General features: G+C 58.9%; 16 protein-coding genes. 11 read left to right on the top strand and 5 right to left on the bottom strand.

Annotation, left to right across the window (positions count from 1 at the left end; translation table 11 throughout):
- Positions 1-868: 868 nt before the first annotated feature.
- The 4 genes from benA to ASD60_RS25805 all read left to right on the top strand — a co-directional run bounded on the left by benA (position 869) and on the right by ASD60_RS25805 (position 4,603).
- The gene (gene benA, locus ASD60_RS25820; protein ID WP_056856911.1) at positions 869-2,233 is read left to right on the top strand and encodes a benzoate 1,2-dioxygenase large subunit; all 1,365 of its coding nucleotides are present in this window, start codon (positions 869-871) and stop codon (positions 2,231-2,233) included.
- Positions 2,230-2,718, top strand: coding sequence for a benzoate 1,2-dioxygenase small subunit (benB, locus tag ASD60_RS25815; protein WP_056856693.1), 489 nt, complete (start codon positions 2,230-2,232; stop codon positions 2,716-2,718). Before benA ends, benB begins: the two co-directional genes overlap by 4 nt.
- Before the next feature lie 10 nt (positions 2,719-2,728).
- Complete coding sequence (benC, locus tag ASD60_RS25810; RefSeq protein ID WP_056856692.1) at positions 2,729-3,742, top strand: benzoate 1,2-dioxygenase electron transfer component BenC; 1,014 nt, start codon at positions 2,729-2,731, stop codon at positions 3,740-3,742.
- Positions 3,743-3,829: 87 nt separating this feature from the next.
- Entirely contained in the window at positions 3,830-4,603 is a 774-nt protein-coding gene (locus tag ASD60_RS25805; protein WP_056856910.1) for a 1,6-dihydroxycyclohexa-2,4-diene-1-carboxylate dehydrogenase, read from the top strand.
- An 11-nt stretch (positions 4,604-4,614) separates the two neighbouring features.
- Here the strand turns inward: ASD60_RS25805 and ASD60_RS25800 are convergent, their stop codons facing one another.
- Positions 4,615-4,977 carry an NUDIX hydrolase gene (locus tag ASD60_RS25800; protein WP_056856691.1) on the bottom strand — a complete coding sequence of 121 codons (363 nt, stop codon included), beginning with the start codon at positions 4,975-4,977 and terminating at the stop codon, positions 4,615-4,617.
- A 214-nt stretch (positions 4,978-5,191) separates the two neighbouring features.
- Here ASD60_RS25800 and ASD60_RS25795 point away from each other — a divergent pair, with 214 nt between their 5' ends.
- Complete coding sequence (locus tag ASD60_RS25795) at positions 5,192-5,383, top strand: SPOR domain-containing protein (protein WP_056856690.1); 192 nt, start codon at positions 5,192-5,194, stop codon at positions 5,381-5,383.
- Positions 5,384-5,462: 79 nt separating this feature from the next.
- Here the strand turns inward: ASD60_RS25795 and ASD60_RS25790 are convergent, their stop codons facing one another.
- Entirely contained in the window at positions 5,463-5,702 is a 240-nt protein-coding gene (locus tag ASD60_RS25790; RefSeq protein ID WP_056856689.1) for a hypothetical protein, read from the bottom strand.
- Between the two features lie 167 nt (positions 5,703-5,869).
- Between ASD60_RS25790 and ASD60_RS25785 the strand changes: the two genes are divergently transcribed.
- Together ASD60_RS25785 and ASD60_RS25780 are read left to right on the top strand one after the other, a co-directional pair.
- The gene (locus tag ASD60_RS25785; protein WP_056856688.1) at positions 5,870-6,088 is read left to right on the top strand and encodes a hypothetical protein; all 219 of its coding nucleotides are present in this window, start codon (positions 5,870-5,872) and stop codon (positions 6,086-6,088) included.
- An 86-nt stretch (positions 6,089-6,174) separates the two neighbouring features.
- A complete protein-coding gene (locus tag ASD60_RS25780; protein ID WP_056856687.1) occupies positions 6,175-6,519 on the top strand; it encodes a hypothetical protein in 345 nt (114 codons plus the stop codon).
- Between the two features lie 3 nt (positions 6,520-6,522).
- Here ASD60_RS25780 and ASD60_RS25775 read toward each other — a convergent pair whose 3' ends face one another.
- Positions 6,523-7,092 (bottom strand): RrF2 family transcriptional regulator, encoded by a 570-nt coding sequence (locus ASD60_RS25775; protein WP_056856686.1) that lies wholly within the window; start codon positions 7,090-7,092, stop codon positions 6,523-6,525.
- A gap of 289 nt (positions 7,093-7,381) precedes the next feature.
- Between ASD60_RS25775 and ASD60_RS25770 the strand changes: the two genes are divergently transcribed.
- The 4 genes from ASD60_RS25770 to ASD60_RS25755 all read left to right on the top strand — a co-directional run bounded on the left by ASD60_RS25770 (position 7,382) and on the right by ASD60_RS25755 (position 11,954).
- Positions 7,382-8,584, top strand: coding sequence for an NAD(P)/FAD-dependent oxidoreductase (locus tag ASD60_RS25770; RefSeq protein ID WP_056856685.1), 1,203 nt, complete (start codon positions 7,382-7,384; stop codon positions 8,582-8,584).
- A 137-nt stretch (positions 8,585-8,721) separates the two neighbouring features.
- Positions 8,722-10,011 (top strand): NAD(P)/FAD-dependent oxidoreductase, encoded by a 1,290-nt coding sequence (locus ASD60_RS25765; protein WP_056856684.1) that lies wholly within the window; start codon positions 8,722-8,724, stop codon positions 10,009-10,011.
- Between the two features lie 18 nt (positions 10,012-10,029).
- Positions 10,030-10,584 carry a helix-turn-helix domain-containing protein gene (locus tag ASD60_RS25760; protein WP_056856683.1) on the top strand — a complete coding sequence of 185 codons (555 nt, stop codon included), beginning with the start codon at positions 10,030-10,032 and terminating at the stop codon, positions 10,582-10,584.
- A gap of 23 nt (positions 10,585-10,607) precedes the next feature.
- Positions 10,608-11,954 (top strand): glutamine synthetase family protein, encoded by a 1,347-nt coding sequence (locus ASD60_RS25755; RefSeq protein WP_056856682.1) that lies wholly within the window; start codon positions 10,608-10,610, stop codon positions 11,952-11,954.
- A 234-nt stretch (positions 11,955-12,188) separates the two neighbouring features.
- Here the strand turns inward: ASD60_RS25755 and tssA are convergent, their stop codons facing one another.
- Both tssA and ASD60_RS25745 read right to left on the bottom strand, forming a co-directional pair.
- Positions 12,189-13,286 carry a type VI secretion system protein TssA gene (tssA, locus tag ASD60_RS25750; protein WP_056856681.1) on the bottom strand — a complete coding sequence of 366 codons (1,098 nt, stop codon included), beginning with the start codon at positions 13,284-13,286 and terminating at the stop codon, positions 12,189-12,191.
- A 94-nt stretch (positions 13,287-13,380) separates the two neighbouring features.
- A complete protein-coding gene (locus tag ASD60_RS25745; protein ID WP_007978712.1) occupies positions 13,381-13,899 on the bottom strand; it encodes an Hcp family type VI secretion system effector in 519 nt (172 codons plus the stop codon).
- Positions 13,900-14,030: the final 131 nt, after the last annotated feature.

The following is a 14,030-nucleotide window of genomic DNA, read 5'->3' as shown; positions in this document are numbered from 1 at the left end:
AGCAGTCGCAAATTCGAAGGTCGCGGTTTTTCTGGTTCAGCGACGTTGCAGGTTTTGGGGCCGCTGCGCGACCCAGCGGGAGCAAGCTCCCTCGCCACAGGAGTGACGTCGCGCTACCAACTGCACAAAACGGATAATGGTCTGCTTCCTGCTTCTGGGACGGTTCTGCGACAGCTATCGCAAGCAGTTCGGTGAATTGCCCTCCGATACCCTCAAACGCCGGCATTGAGTTCACCCGATAATGTGTGGCGAGGGAGCTTGCTCGCGCTCGGCTGCGAAGCAGTCGCAAGGTCGCGGTTTTTCTGGTTCAGCGACGTTGCAGGTTTTGGGGCCGCTGCGCGACCCAGCGGGAGCAAGCTCCCTCGCCACAGGAGTGACGTCGCGCCTGCAACTGCACAAAACGGATAATGGTCTGCTTCCTGCACCTGGGACGGTTCTCCGACAGCTATCGCAAGCAGTTCGGTGAATTGCCCTCCGATACCCTCAAACGCCGGCATTGAGTTCACCCGATAATGTGTGGCGAGGGAGCTTGCTCGCNCGACAGCTATCGCAAGCAGTTCGGTGAATTGCCCTCCGATACCCTCAAACGCCGGCATTGAGTTCACCCGATAATGTGTGGCGAGGGAGCTTGCTCGCGCTCGGCTGCGAAGCAGWCGCAAATYCGAAGGTCGCGGTTTTTCTGGTTCAGCGACGTTGCAGGTTTTGGGGCCGCTGCGCGACCCAGCGGGAGCAAGCTCCCTCGCCACAGAATTGACGTCGCGCCCCCAACTGCACAAAACGGATAAAGATCTGCATCCAGCGGATAGTCCACCCCATTGCCCCGTCCTAGCATGGCCCTGCCTGAACAATAACAATGGAGGCGGCGGCCATGACCCTGCGACCCGAATATTTGCATTCCCTGCTTGAAGACGATCCCGAGCAGGGCCTCTATCGCTGCAAACGCGAGATGTTCACCGATCCCCGGTTGTTCGATCTGGAGATGGAACACATCTTCGAAGGCAACTGGCTGTATCTGGCCCACGAAAGCCAGATCCCCAATATCAACGATTTCTACACCACCACCATGGGGCGCCAGTCGATCTTCATCGCGCGCAACAAGGACGGTGTACTCAACGCCTTCATCAACGCCTGCAGCCACCGTGGCGCGACGCTGTGCCGGCACAAGTCCGGCAACAAAAGCTCCTACACTTGCCCGTTCCATGGCTGGACCTTCAACAACTCCGGCAAGCTGCTCAAAGTCAAGGATCCGGCCAACGCCGGCTACCCGTCGAGCTTCAACTGCGAAGGCTCCCACGACCTGACCAAAGTCGCACGTTTCGAGTCCTATCGCGGTTTCCTGTTCGGCAGCCTCAAGGCCGATGTGCTGCCGCTGGTGGAGCATCTGGGCGAGTCGGCGAAGATCATCGACATGATCGTCGACCAGTCCGCCGACGGCCTGGAAGTGCTGCGCGGTTCTTCGAGCTACATCTACGAAGGCAACTGGAAACTCACCGCCGAAAACGGTGCCGATGGCTATCACGTCAGCTCGGTGCACTGGAACTACGCGGCCACCCAGAACCAGCGCAAGCAGCGCGAGGCCGGTGACGAAAACCCGACCATGAGCGCCGGCAGCTGGGCCAAGCAGGGCGGTGGTTTCTATTCCTTCGACAAGGGCCACATGTTGCTCTGGACCCGTTGGGCCAACCCCGAGGACCGTCCGCTGTACGAGCGTCGCGACGAGCTGGCGCAAGACTTCGGCAAGGCGCGCGCTGACTGGATGATCGAGAACTCGCGCAACCTGTGCCTGTACCCCAACGTCTACCTGATGGACCAGTTCAGCTCGCAGATCCGCATTGCCCGGCCGATCTCGGTCAACCGCACGGAAATCACCATTTACTGCATCGCGCCGAAGGGCGAGAGCGACCACGCCCGTTCGAGCCGGATTCGTCAGTACGAAGACTTCTTCAACGTCAGCGGCATGGCCACGCCGGACGATCTCGAGGAGTTCCGCTCCTGCCAGACCAGCTACCAGGGCAGCGTCACCACCTGGAACGACATGTCCCGGGGCGCCGAGCACTGGATCGAAGGCGCCGACGAGGCGGCAAAGGAAATCGACCTGCATCCGCTGCTCAGCGGCGTACGCACCGAGGACGAAGGCCTGTTCGTGCTGCAACACAAGTACTGGCAGCAGACCATGCTCAAGGCCCTGGCTGCCGAGCAGTCGAAACTGATCGCCGTGGAGGACGTGCAATGACCATTTCCTATGAAACGGTGCGTGATTTTCTCTATCGCGAAGCACGCTACCTCGACGACCGCCAGTGGGACGAATGGCTTGAAATGTATGCCCCCGACGCGACCTACTGGATGCCGTCCTGGGACGATAACGATGAGCTGACCGAAGATCCGCAGCGGGAAATCTCGCTGATCTGGTACGGCAACCGCACGGGCCTTGAAGATCGCATCTTCCGCATCAAGACCGAGCGTTCCAGTGCCAGCGTGCCGGACACCCGTACCTCCCACAACATCAGCAACATCGAGCTGCTCGAACAAGCCGACGGACTGTGCAAGGTGCGCTTCAACTGGCACACCCTGAGCTTTCGCTACAAGACCGTCGACAGCTATTTCGGCAGCAGTTTCTACACCCTCGATGTGCGGGGTGAAAACCCGTTGATCAAGGCCAAGAAAGTGATCCTGAAGAACGACTACGTTCGCCAGGTCATCGATGTTTACCACTTGTGAGACTGCCGTCATGACCCATTCCATCGCGTTCAATTTTGAAGACGGCGTCACTCGATTCATCGACGCCAACGTTGGCGAAACCGTGGCCGATGCAGCGTACCGCCAAGGCATCAATATCCCGCTGGACTGCCGCGACGGCGCTTGCGGCACCTGCAAGTGTTTTGCCGAAGCCGGGCAATACGATTTGGGTGAGGAATACATCGAAGACGCCCTCAGCCCTGAAGAAGCCGAGCAAGGCTTTGTCCTGACGTGCCAGATGCGCGCCCAGAGTGATTGCGTGGTGCGGGTGCCGACGTCATCGGAGGTCTGCCGCACCCGTCAGGCCAGTTACGACGCGACCATCAGCGCCGTACGCCAGCTGTCCGACAGCACCATCGCGCTGTCGATCAAGGGCGAGTCATTGAGCAAACTGGCGTTCCTGCCGGGGCAGTACGTGAACCTGGGCATTCCCGGCAGCGAACAGACGCGGGCCTATTCGTTCAGTTCGTTACAGCGCGATGGCGAGGTCAGTTTCCTGATCCGCAACGTGCCGGGCGGGCTGATGAGCAGCTTCCTCACCGGCATCGCCAAGGCGGGCGACAGCATGAGCCTGGCAGGGCCTCTGGGCGGTTTCTACCTGCGCGATATCCGTCGTCCGCTGCTGTTACTGGCCGGTGGCACCGGGCTGGCGCCATTCACTGCGATGCTGGAGAGAATCGCCGAGCAGGGCAGTGATCATCCGTTGCATCTGATCTATGGCGTGACCCACGATTTCGACCTGGTGGAACTCGACCGCCTGGAAGCCTTTGCCGCACGCATCCCCAACTTCACCTTCAGCGCCTGCGTCGCCAGCCCCGAGAGCCAACATCCGCTCAAGGGCTACGTGACCCAGCACATCGAGCCCAAGCATCTGAACGAGGGTGATGTCGATGTCTACCTGTGCGGTCCGCCGCCGATGGTCGAGGCGGTCAGCCAGTTCATCCGCGAGCAAGGCATCGCGCCGGTGAACTTCTACTACGAAAAATTTGCCGCCAGCGCGGCGTGAGACTTGCGCGGGTAACTGCTTCGACAACCCATCCATGCAGGAGCGGGCCTGCTCGCTATGAGTTCGGCACCGACCGATGAGGTAAACATGAACAGATTTCACGAAAAAGTCGCGCTGATTACCGGTGCCGCGCAGGGCATTGGTAAGCGCGTGGCCGAGCGCATGGCGGCGGAAGGGGCGAAGCTGATACTGGTCGACCGTTCCGAACTGGTGTTCGAGTTGCAGCAACAATTGGCGCCTAGCAGCCAGGTCCTGGCGCTGACGGCCGACCTCGAACAATACGATGAGTGCAACCGGGTGATGCAGACCGCCGTCGAGCGTTTCGGGCGCCTGGATGTGCTGATCAACAATGTAGGCGGGACAATCTGGGCCAAGCCTTTTGAGCATTACGAAGCGTCGCAGATCGAAGCCGAGGTTCGCCGTTCGCTGTTTCCGACGTTGTGGTGCTGCCATGCCGCATTGCCGTTCATGCTGGGGCAGGGCAGCGGTGCGATCGTCAACGTTTCGTCCATCGCCACCCGCAGCATCAATCGCGTGCCATACGGCGCGGCGAAGGGCGGCGTGAATGCACTGACCGCCTGCCTGGCGTTCGAAACCGCCGGGCGCGGCGTTCGGGTCAATGCCACTGCGCCGGGCGGCACCGAAGCGCCACCGCGGGTGATTCCGCGCAACAGCGCCGAGCAGAGCCCGCAGGAAAAGGTCTGGTATCAGCAGATCGTCGACCAGACACTCGATAGCAGTTTGATGAAGCGTTACGGCACGCTGGATGAGCAAGCAGGCGCGATTTTGTTTCTGGCCAGCGATGAAGCGTCTTATATCACCGGCATGGTCATGCCAGTGGGCGGTGGCGATCAGGGCTGAGAAGACACGAGTTAGAGGCGACGCTGAAACGCTTTGACGATCCTTCGCGTGGCTTCGCTGGTGTTGAGGTTCTGCACGGCATCCAGCGGGTACCAGATGCAATCGAAGATTTCATTGAGTGGCCGGGCTGCGGGGTAGCCCGGCACTGAGGCCTCGAAGACGTGGTGCCGGGTACTCTCGGTTTCCAGTTCCATCAGGTACAGCATGTCATCGGCATCTATCCCGGTTTCTTCCTGCAATTCTCGCAACGCCGCGGCAGCAGTGGTTTCACCGGGTTCGACTTTTCCCCCAGGCAGCGTCCAGCGACACCTTGGTTTGCGCACCAGCAAGATGTGTCTTTCCAGCTCGCAAATGACTGTCGCGCGTACTTTCATGGGTTCCAGACCAACTGCTGTCATGAAATTGTAACAAAACTGCAATGATCGGGCCGCTTTTGCCTTCTCTTGTTGTTGTTCTGAGCGGTGTGTGACCCGAAAAGTGCCGTTGTTTTGGCAAGCGGCTAAATCGACGTCTGGTCGTCATGACGTCCAGAGGTGGGTGTAAGGTAAGTGTGTTGACCTTGGATTCATTGTCGAGATGGAGGTGACCATGAGTGTTCCGATGTTGAACAAGATGCACATGAACGGTTACGACGTACTTAGCGTAAACAACGGCCCATGGCGGGTTTGCACCAAAGGTGATCGTCTTGGGTCATTTGCCAGCCGAGAAGAAGCATTGGCGTTTGCGGCGTCACTTCCCGGCTACCGATCAAAGTCGAACAAAAAAGCGAACAGCCAGTAAGCTGATCAAGCGTACGCAAAAGCCCCGGCACGCCGGGGCTTTTTATTGTGTCGGGGCGTTTGCCCGGTAACGGCTACTTTTATTCAGCCTTGTTGCGGGTGATGATCTTGGCCTTCACTTCCTCGGCATAGCCAGACAATCGTTGTTCATCGCCCTGGAACAGGTCGCACAGGCGCTTGACGGCCTCTGCATCGACATCGTTGCCGGTCAGGCGTAATTGCTCGGCGATGCGTAAAAGTTCTACCGCCGACCATCGCAGATCTGATGCAAGCCCTTGCAGATCACGCCGAAGCGCTTGTTCGCTCTCGTTAAGCCACATGATGTTCTCCTGAAACGCTGTGCTACGAAATTTTAGACCCATTAGCGTGACGGGGCGTTGTGTTTGTCATGCCCCGAGCGGCTTCCTTTGGTCGGGAAATTTGCGCGATCGGAAAAATTCGTTGTCGTAGTGAAGTAGCGATTTTCCTCAGGGCGGGGACAGGGCAAATGACGGCAACCGATGACTTCCGGGCGCATGCCCACGAGCTGATCGCCGATCTGGATGCGGCCACCAGCGAAATGATGAATCTCATTTCCGGCCACCAACTCAGCGGTCCGGAATGGGAGCGGGTCACGCGATGGCAGCATGAAGCCTACGAGCGCTGGATGACATATCTGAACGAGCGTTCATACCCCGACCCTGGCGAACACAAGTCCGATGGCTAAGGCGCGGCGCAGCAAATCAGCCGATAGCAAATGGCTGTCGGTGCGGGGACAGGCTACATTTCATGTTTTCAGGATAAGGATGCTTTATGCAGAGGCGGATGTTGTGGGGGGCGGCTGTGGTATTGGCGTTGTTGGGGGGATGTTCGTTACCGGCGTCGGTGGTGCCTGGGGAGCCGAATGTCAGTAAGTACAGTGAAAAAACACCCAAGGTCCTCGCCGGGTGCGTATTGCCGATTTGGCAGCAAGAAGTTTCCAACACCACGCAGTCGTCGATTTCCAATGGCTACCGGATTACCGCACCCAGCATCATTACCGCCGACGAGGTTCTGGACATCGTGAAATTCAAGGACGGTAGCCGGGTGTCCTTGTATCAAGGGCCACCCTGGGCGAAATCCGGCGCATTGCGCCAGGCAGTGCGTGACTGCCTGTAGCCTTCAGTCGCCGATGTCAGTGACCTGGATGAGTTGATCGTCGCCTGCCTGGGCACTCGCTGAGCCTTTCTTTTCACGGCGATCATTCATCCAGTCGTCTACCTGCGAATTGAACTCGGCCGGCGCTTTGCGCCCAACCTTTCTGGCGATATCCAGAATGGTTTGCTGGGCGAGGGCGTCTTCCATGCGCTTTTGCGCGGTCATCATTGCAGCGTGCACCGAGCAGTGCCCTTCAAGTGCCCAGTCGGGGGCTTCACCCTCAAAAAGCGCACAGCGACCGCGAATCTCCCGGCAATCGAAAATGGCCTTGCGCCCATCGATGGCGTTGACGATATCCAGCAGCGAGATCTCGTCGGCGGGCCGGGCCAACTTGAAGCCGCCACGCACACCCTCGGTGGCGACCACCAGTTTTGCCTTGGCCAGTTTGGTGAAGATTTTTGCCAGGTAGTCCAGAGGCACGCCTTGCAGTTCCGCAAGGTCGCGCACGCTCGCTTCACGCGTATCGCCGCGATTGCCCACCAGAAAAATCAGGCAGTGAATCCCGTACTCAACACCTGCGCTGTATAGAGACATCTCGATCTCCGACTAAATTTGTCGCAAATATTAACAGCTGATTCCCTGCCTTACAACGAACCACTGCCTCCTCATTGGCATCGACAGGCCTCTGAAACTGTTGGTTTAAAGGAGTTTTATCGGTGTATCGATTTGATTGATTGGAACCATCTCGAAAAAATTGTTGCGGCATTCAACTCGGACAAATAGAGTCGCCGTTGTCAGGTCGAAAGCCATGCGCCGCGTTTACGAGAAACGTGACCATCGACTCCTGATCCTTCAACAAATCTAATTGTCCCTGGAGTGATGAATGAAACAGCACATTTTGGTAATCGGCGCAGGTTTCGGTGGCATGTGGACCGCTTTGAGCGCCACGCGCCTGTTCGACATTCACGGCCACGAAGACTTTGAAGTGACCGTGCTGGCTCCCCAGGCCGAATTGCGCGTGCGCCCTCGCTTCTACGAACCGAACGCCCATCAACTGGCTGCTCCCCTCGGCGAATTGTTCGATGTCGTCGGCGTGAAGTTCATCAAGGGCGCCGCCGAGACCATCGACGTCGCGCAAAAACGTGTGGGCTACATCGACGCAGCGGGTGAAAAACAGGTCTGCATCTACGACAAACTCGTTCTGGCCACCGGCAGCCGCCTGGCATTGCCCGGCACTTCGGGTGTGGTTGAGCATGCCTTCGATGTCGATCAGATCGAGCAGGCCGTGCGCCTGGAAAACCACCTCAAGTCCCTGGTCGACCAGCCAGAAAGCCAGGCACGCAACACCGTCGTGGTGGCCGGCGGCGGTTTCACCGGCATCGAAACGGCTACTGAAATGCCCACTCGCCTGCGTGCCATCCTGGGTGATCGAGCGGACATCAACGTGATCATCGTTGACCGTGGCAATAAGGTCGGCGGTTCCATGGGGCCGCAGATCGCCGAGAAAATCGCTGAAGCCAGTGTTCATACCGGGGTGCAATGGCATCTGAATGCTTCGGTTGTCGCTGTCGATGAAAACGGCGTGACCTTGTCCGATGGCCAGCGCATCGAGGCCAAGACCGTGGTCTGGACCACCGGTGTGCGCGCCAGTTCGCTGACCGAGCAAATCCCCGCAGAGCGCGATCATCTGGGCCGCCTGCATGTCGATGCGCACCTGAAAGTCATTGGTCAGGATGACATCTACGCCACCGGCGACGTTGCCTATGCGGCCACCGATGACATCGGCAACCACGCGTTGATGACGTGCCAGCATGCCATTGTGCTGGGCCGTCATGCCGGCAATAACGTCGCGGCGCAGATACTGGGGGTGGACCCGACGCCGTATCGCCAGCCCAAATACGTGACTTGTCTGGATCTGGGGGCGTGGGGGGCGGTTTATACCGAGGGCTGGGATCGTCAGGTCAAGCTGACGGGGCAGGAGGGCAAGGAGCTCAAGACGCAGATCAACACGGTTTGGATTTACCCGCCGGTGGCGGATCGTGAGGTGGCTTGGGCGGCGGCGGATCCTTTGATTCCGATTGCCTGATGGCTTGAATTTGAACTGAATCCTGCCTGGGTTTTCCTGGGTGGGATTTTTTTTTGCCCAAATCGAGCCATTGCCGGCATGAAATTAATCGTGTACTTTTTCATGAAATTACAACTATAAAATTTCATGGAGCCGGTATGTTTCAGCAGTCCACCCAACACATCGCCAGCTATTACGCCCATACCTGCGCAGATCAGTTGCCCATTCGACCGGCTCTTGAAGGCGAGCAATCCGCTGAGGTGGTGATTATCGGCGCCGGTTTCAGTGGCCTGCACAGCGCATTGCGTCTTGCCCTGGCGGGCAAGCGTGTGATTGTGCTTGAGGCCAGTCGCGTGGCGTGGGCCGCATCGGGGCGCAACGGTGGTCAGGCGATTCTCGGCTGGTCGTGCGACATGCCACCGCTGGAAGCTGCGCTGGGTTACGAGCGCGCGCGGCAGATGTGGGAGGGCATGCGCTGGGCGGCGCGGGAGTTGCGTGAACTGCCTGCGCGGCATGGGTTCGATTGTGACTATCGGCCCGGACACCTGTGGACCTCGGTGATGCCGAGACGGGTGCGCCTGCTCACCGAATGGCAGCACGAGTCCAGTCACAAATGGGGCCACGACGGCTTGCAATTCATCCCCCGTGAGCAGTTGCCCGACTGGGTTGCCAGCGAGCGCTATCAGGCGGGTCTGTTTGATCCCGAAGGCGGGCACTTGAATCCGCTGAAGCTGGCGCTTGGGCTGGCCGCTGCGATCGAGCGCGCCGGTGGGGTGATTCATGAACACAGCAAGGCACTCGAATATCGTGAGGAGGCGGGCGGGTACGTGGTGACCACCGAGCGCGGCCGGATCCGTGCCGATGTTCTGGTGTTGGCCTGCAATGCCTACCTGGATCGGCTCGACCCGCAACTCTCGAGTTGTGTGCTGCCTGTCGGTACTTACCAGGTGGCCACCGCTGAACTGAGCGAAGAACAGGCCACGGCGTTGCTTCCGAGCAATGTCTGCGTCACCGACAATCAGTTCGTGCTCGATTACTTCCGTCGCACCCCGGATAACCGGCTGCTGTTCGGCGGCGGCTGCACCTATCTGGGCGGCATGCCAAAGGACATCGCCGGTGCTACCCGGCCATGTCTGGAGCGCGTGTTTCCTCAATTGAAAGGCGTTGAGCTGGCGTTCGCCTGGGGCGGTCATATCGACCTGACGCTCAAGCGCACGCCCGACATCGGCCGGCGCGGTGACCTCTATTGGATGCAGGGCTACTCCGGGCACGGTGTGTTGCCGACCCTGGCCGGGGCGCGGGCGGTGTCCGATGCGATACTGGGCCGGCAGGAGGAACTGGCGTTGTATCAGGGTTTGACCAACGGCAGCTTTCCCGGTGGCAAATACATGGCCGCGCCCCTGGAAGCCATCGGCAAAGCCTGGTATCGGCTGCGCGACAGCATTTGAAACGAGGGAAATCTATAGATGGACATGCAGGAAGAAATATCGGCGCTGGCGATCCTGATTCAGGACCTGCGCAAACACAAGAAATACACCCTCAAGGAACTGGCGGACAAGATTGGCCGGTCGGTGGGTTTTCTGTCGCAGGTCGAGCGCGGCTTATCCCGCCCCACGGTGGCCGACCTGACGGCCATCAGCGAAACCCTCGGCGTGCCAACCACCTATTTCTACAGCTTGCCCAAACCCATGGCCTTGCCCTGGGTGACCCGGCCGGATGAACGTCGCACGCTGTATTACGCCGATGGCATCACCGACATCATGGTTTCACCGAAAATGCGCGCGTCCTTTTCGATGCTGGAAAGCCGGCTGGAGCCCGGCGCGAGCAGCGGCGACCGACACATGAAAGACAGCTCGGAGCAGGGCGGCTATGTCCTCGAAGGCGCGTTGACGTTGTGGCTGGATAACGATGAGCCGGTGACCCTGCACGCCGGTGACAGCTTTCAACTCGCCAGTCATGCCCATTGCCGTTACGGCAACCTGTCAGACCAACTCACCCGCGTACTTTGGGTTTACACCTGATAAAAACGACAAGGAACAGAATGATGGATGCTGTGTGCTCTGAACTGCTGGCCGAAGTGCGTGGGTTTCGTCAGCGCTACCCCGATGTGCGCTACGTCGACCTGATTTCCCTGGACATCCCGGGGCATTTCTACGGCAAGCGCTACCCGATAGAAATGCTCGAAAAAGTCGCCGCTGGCAGCGCGCTCAAGTTGCCGCAAAACTGCGTGTTGCTTGGGACCCAGGGCGGGTTGTTCAAGATCGGCGACTACTGCTTCAACGACGGCGACCCGGACGCGCTGCGTCGCCTGGTGCCTGGCACGCTCAAGTTGGTGGGCTGGGAAAAACAACCGCTGGGGCAAATGCTGATCACCTCCGACGGCACCGAAAAGCCGATCGTCTTCGAACCGCGCGAAGTGTTGGCGCAGGTGCTGGACCGGCTCAAACGCAAAGGCATTTTCCCGGTGGTGGCGTTCGAGTTGGAGTTCTATCTGTTCGACAGCCAGTTGCGTGAGGGTTTGCCGCAGTTCGCCCGCGATCCGTTGACCGGCGATGCCGATGATCAGCCGAACATGCACATCGAACGCCTGTCGCGTTTCGCCCCGGTGCTCGACGAAATGGTCGAGAGCGCGCGGGCGCAAGGTATCGATGCCACGGTGATCACCGCCGAACTGGGGCCAGGTCAGTTTGAAATCAATTTCGGCCACTGCGATGACGGGCTGCGCGCCGCCGACTGGGCCGCCCTGTTTTGCCGCAGTACCCGTGGCGTGGCGCTCAAGCACAACTACCGCGCCAGTTTCATGGCCAAACCGTACTTGCAACATCCGGGCAGCGGCATGCATGTGCATGTGAGCCTCTACGACAAGGCCGGCAATAATCTGTTGGCGGCGAACGGACAGCGCGCGTTGCGCCATGCCGTGGCCGGTTGCCTGGATGTGTTGCCGCACTGCATGCCGATCTTCGCACCGAACCACAATGCCTTGCGTCGTCTGAGCGCTACGGTGAACGTCGCTTCGCGCGCCAGCTGGGGCTTTGAAGACCGTGATGCCTGCCTGCGGGTGCCGGACTCCGACGCGAAAAACCTGCGGATCGAACACCGCCTGGCCGGTGCCGATGCCAATCCATACCTGGTGCTTGCAGCCATTCTGGTGGGGCTGGAGCAGGGGCTGGAAGGGGAGTGCGAGCCGATTGCACCGCTGAACGAAGACCGCAGCAGTGGCATCGATTTCCCGCTGGAAATGCTCGAGGCCGTGCAGTCGATGCAGAATCACTCGCCATTGCGCGAAGGATTGGGCGCAGAGTTTGTCGATGTGTATTGCGAGAACAAGCGTCAGGATCACCTCGCGTTTCTGAGCGACATCAGTGCAAGGGAGTACCGCTGGTTTCTATAGTTAAAGAGGTTTCGAGGTTAACCTTAAAAAATATCAGGATATTTAAGGGCTTATAAACTTTAGTAACTGGCTGGTTAAATAAAATATCTTGTTACAGCGCGAAACATTGCGTAATATCCGCGCCGCGTTCACCACCACGGTTTATGCATTTTTAAGTCCCGGGCGTCCATCAGCTGCCCGGGATTTTTTTTGCCTGGTGTTTTTGCGTCTATCTGAACGGCCGTGCAGGCCAAATCAGGACTTCGCTTCCTTGGTCCCCAGTACGTCGCGAATGTTGTCCACGACATTGCTGTCCTTGATCACATCGTTCAGCCATCCTTCGAGCGGCATGTTGCCCCATTTGATCGCGCGTTCGATCAGGTAAGGGACGGGGCTCTGCGGCTCGGTCTGCTTGAAGAACTGCGCGATACCCGCCAGCAGGGTGAACGCCTCGTCGCGGGATTGAGGTGTGGTACGCAACGGTGTGACTGGAATGTCTTGCTGGGTCTGGGTCATTGCAGCTCCTGTGGGTTGTGCGCCCGCGCTATCGGAGACGGTCGGCGTGGGAGCGGCAGGGGGCGGGTTCAACTCGATACCCCGGTCCTTGAGCAGTTTTTCGGCCAATTGGCCTGCGCGGGACAGCACGTCCATGAGCCCGGCAAAACTCGGCGCTTCAGGGCCGAACAGACGATCAGCGGTGCTCTGCAATTGCTGGCACGCGTTCAGGCTGGCGGCAATTTCGCTGGCCTTGCGGCGCAAGTGATCCGAGTCAGTCAGCACCACCGAGCGCTGGAACACCTCAGCGTTGATCTTGCCTTCGTCAAGGGCGGCGCGCATCGCCTGAGGGCTTTGCAGGGCCAGGTTCTCAACGTGCCTGGATTCGTCATAACGAAGCAAACCGTACTGCTGGCCTTGGGTGATGGGCAGTCCGCCGACGACATCGGCGAGGGTCGTCTTCATCCACGACAGGCGGGCAGCGCGCTCATCGACGCCATCTTCGAGGGACGGAAAGAGATCGCCCCAGAAATTATCCAGAATGCGTTCGGCCAGCGTCAGGCCAAACGTGATGCCGTTGAAATGGTGTTTGTGCGCCAGGCCTTCGCTGAGCCAGGCGACAAGCATCAGGTCCTTGCTCTGTCGAGCCAGGCCTTGGGCAGCCAGGGTGATGGTCAGATCCCAGTCAGATGACTTCAGATCGGTTTGCCAGTCACCCTGGGTCAAATAATCGGGGTCTGCTCGCCGCGCTTCTTTCACCTGATCGAACAAGGCGGAAAAGCTCATGTCTTCGCCGCTCCCCTGATTGATGGGCGCGGTCAGTTCGGCCAGCGAAAGGTCGTTGAGAAATTCAGACATAGGAAACTCTGATCAAAATAAAAGAACACCGTACCCGCCAGGCAGGCACGGTGCTGAAAACGAGCCGCCGGGGCGGCCCGTCATTGCCACGGTTTTATGCGAAAACCTTGTTGGCAGTGCGATCCCAACCACCGGTGACGTTACCGCCGCCCTGGCCATCGGCACGGCTCTGCTGGGTGTAGGTGGTCTTGATGCGAGCGAAGTTGAAGCTGATTTCTTCGATCGGCAGGTCGCCAACCGCTTTGTCTTCGCCGTTCTGGCTGCCACCGGCGACCGCTTTGACCGAAGACACCACGACTTCTTCCAGGTTGATGGTCAGGTAGGTCACCTTGTCACCACCAGCGCGGTTCACATTCAGTTGGATCTTGGCGATGTGCGTGCCTTTGCAGCAGGCTTCGAACAGCTTGGCAGAAGCCTTGTCCACGGCTTTGCGGATGCTGAAGTCGCTCAGCGCTACACGCTCAGACGAAGCACCGCCCGACGAACTGGCCGTCGCGGAGGTGGCCTGGGTTGCGCCGTACTCGTAGCCGAGCACTTCGATCCAATCCTTGTGTTTGTCGTCCAGTACTTCACCAGGAATGCCGTCGATCTGGATGTATGCGTCAAATGCCATTTTTAGTTTCTCCTTACCTTCATTTAAAGGTTGTCACCTGCAAACAGATCACAGCCCTTCGTTTAAACCTCTTTGAAACGATCAAGAGAGGTGTGTTACGCCAGCCCGGGATTGGCCCGGGTAGCGGTTTT

The sequence above is a fragment of the Pseudomonas sp. Root562 genome (genome assembly GCF_001427125.1).
Taxonomy (GTDB): Bacteria; Pseudomonadota; Gammaproteobacteria; order Pseudomonadales; family Pseudomonadaceae; genus Aquipseudomonas.
This window is presented reverse-complemented; position numbering and strand designations above follow the sequence as displayed.

Coding starts and splice junctions, on each gene's coding strand:
- benA (WP_056856911.1), top strand. CDS start 869: ATGACCCTGCGACCCGAATATTTGCATTCCCTGCTTGAAGACGATCCC.
- benB (WP_056856693.1), top strand. CDS start 2,230: ATGACCATTTCCTATGAAACGGTGCGTGATTTTCTCTATCGCGAAGCA.
- benC (WP_056856692.1), top strand. CDS start 2,729: ATGACCCATTCCATCGCGTTCAATTTTGAAGACGGCGTCACTCGATTC.
- ASD60_RS25805 (WP_056856910.1), top strand. CDS start 3,830: ATGAACAGATTTCACGAAAAAGTCGCGCTGATTACCGGTGCCGCGCAG.
- ASD60_RS25800 (WP_056856691.1), bottom strand. CDS start 4,977: ATGAAAGTACGCGCGACAGTCATTTGCGAGCTGGAAAGACACATCTTG.
- ASD60_RS25795 (WP_056856690.1), top strand. CDS start 5,192: ATGAGTGTTCCGATGTTGAACAAGATGCACATGAACGGTTACGACGTA.
- ASD60_RS25790 (WP_056856689.1), bottom strand. CDS start 5,702: ATGTGGCTTAACGAGAGCGAACAAGCGCTTCGGCGTGATCTGCAAGGG.
- ASD60_RS25785 (WP_056856688.1), top strand. CDS start 5,870: ATGACGGCAACCGATGACTTCCGGGCGCATGCCCACGAGCTGATCGCC.
- ASD60_RS25780 (WP_056856687.1), top strand. CDS start 6,175: ATGCAGAGGCGGATGTTGTGGGGGGCGGCTGTGGTATTGGCGTTGTTG.
- ASD60_RS25775 (WP_056856686.1), bottom strand. CDS start 7,092: ATGTCTCTATACAGCGCAGGTGTTGAGTACGGGATTCACTGCCTGATT.
- ASD60_RS25770 (WP_056856685.1), top strand. CDS start 7,382: ATGAAACAGCACATTTTGGTAATCGGCGCAGGTTTCGGTGGCATGTGG.
- ASD60_RS25765 (WP_056856684.1), top strand. CDS start 8,722: ATGTTTCAGCAGTCCACCCAACACATCGCCAGCTATTACGCCCATACC.
- ASD60_RS25760 (WP_056856683.1), top strand. CDS start 10,030: ATGGACATGCAGGAAGAAATATCGGCGCTGGCGATCCTGATTCAGGAC.
- ASD60_RS25755 (WP_056856682.1), top strand. CDS start 10,608: ATGGATGCTGTGTGCTCTGAACTGCTGGCCGAAGTGCGTGGGTTTCGT.
- tssA (WP_056856681.1), bottom strand. CDS start 13,286: ATGTCTGAATTTCTCAACGACCTTTCGCTGGCCGAACTGACCGCGCCC.
- ASD60_RS25745 (WP_007978712.1), bottom strand. CDS start 13,899: ATGGCATTTGACGCATACATCCAGATCGACGGCATTCCTGGTGAAGTA.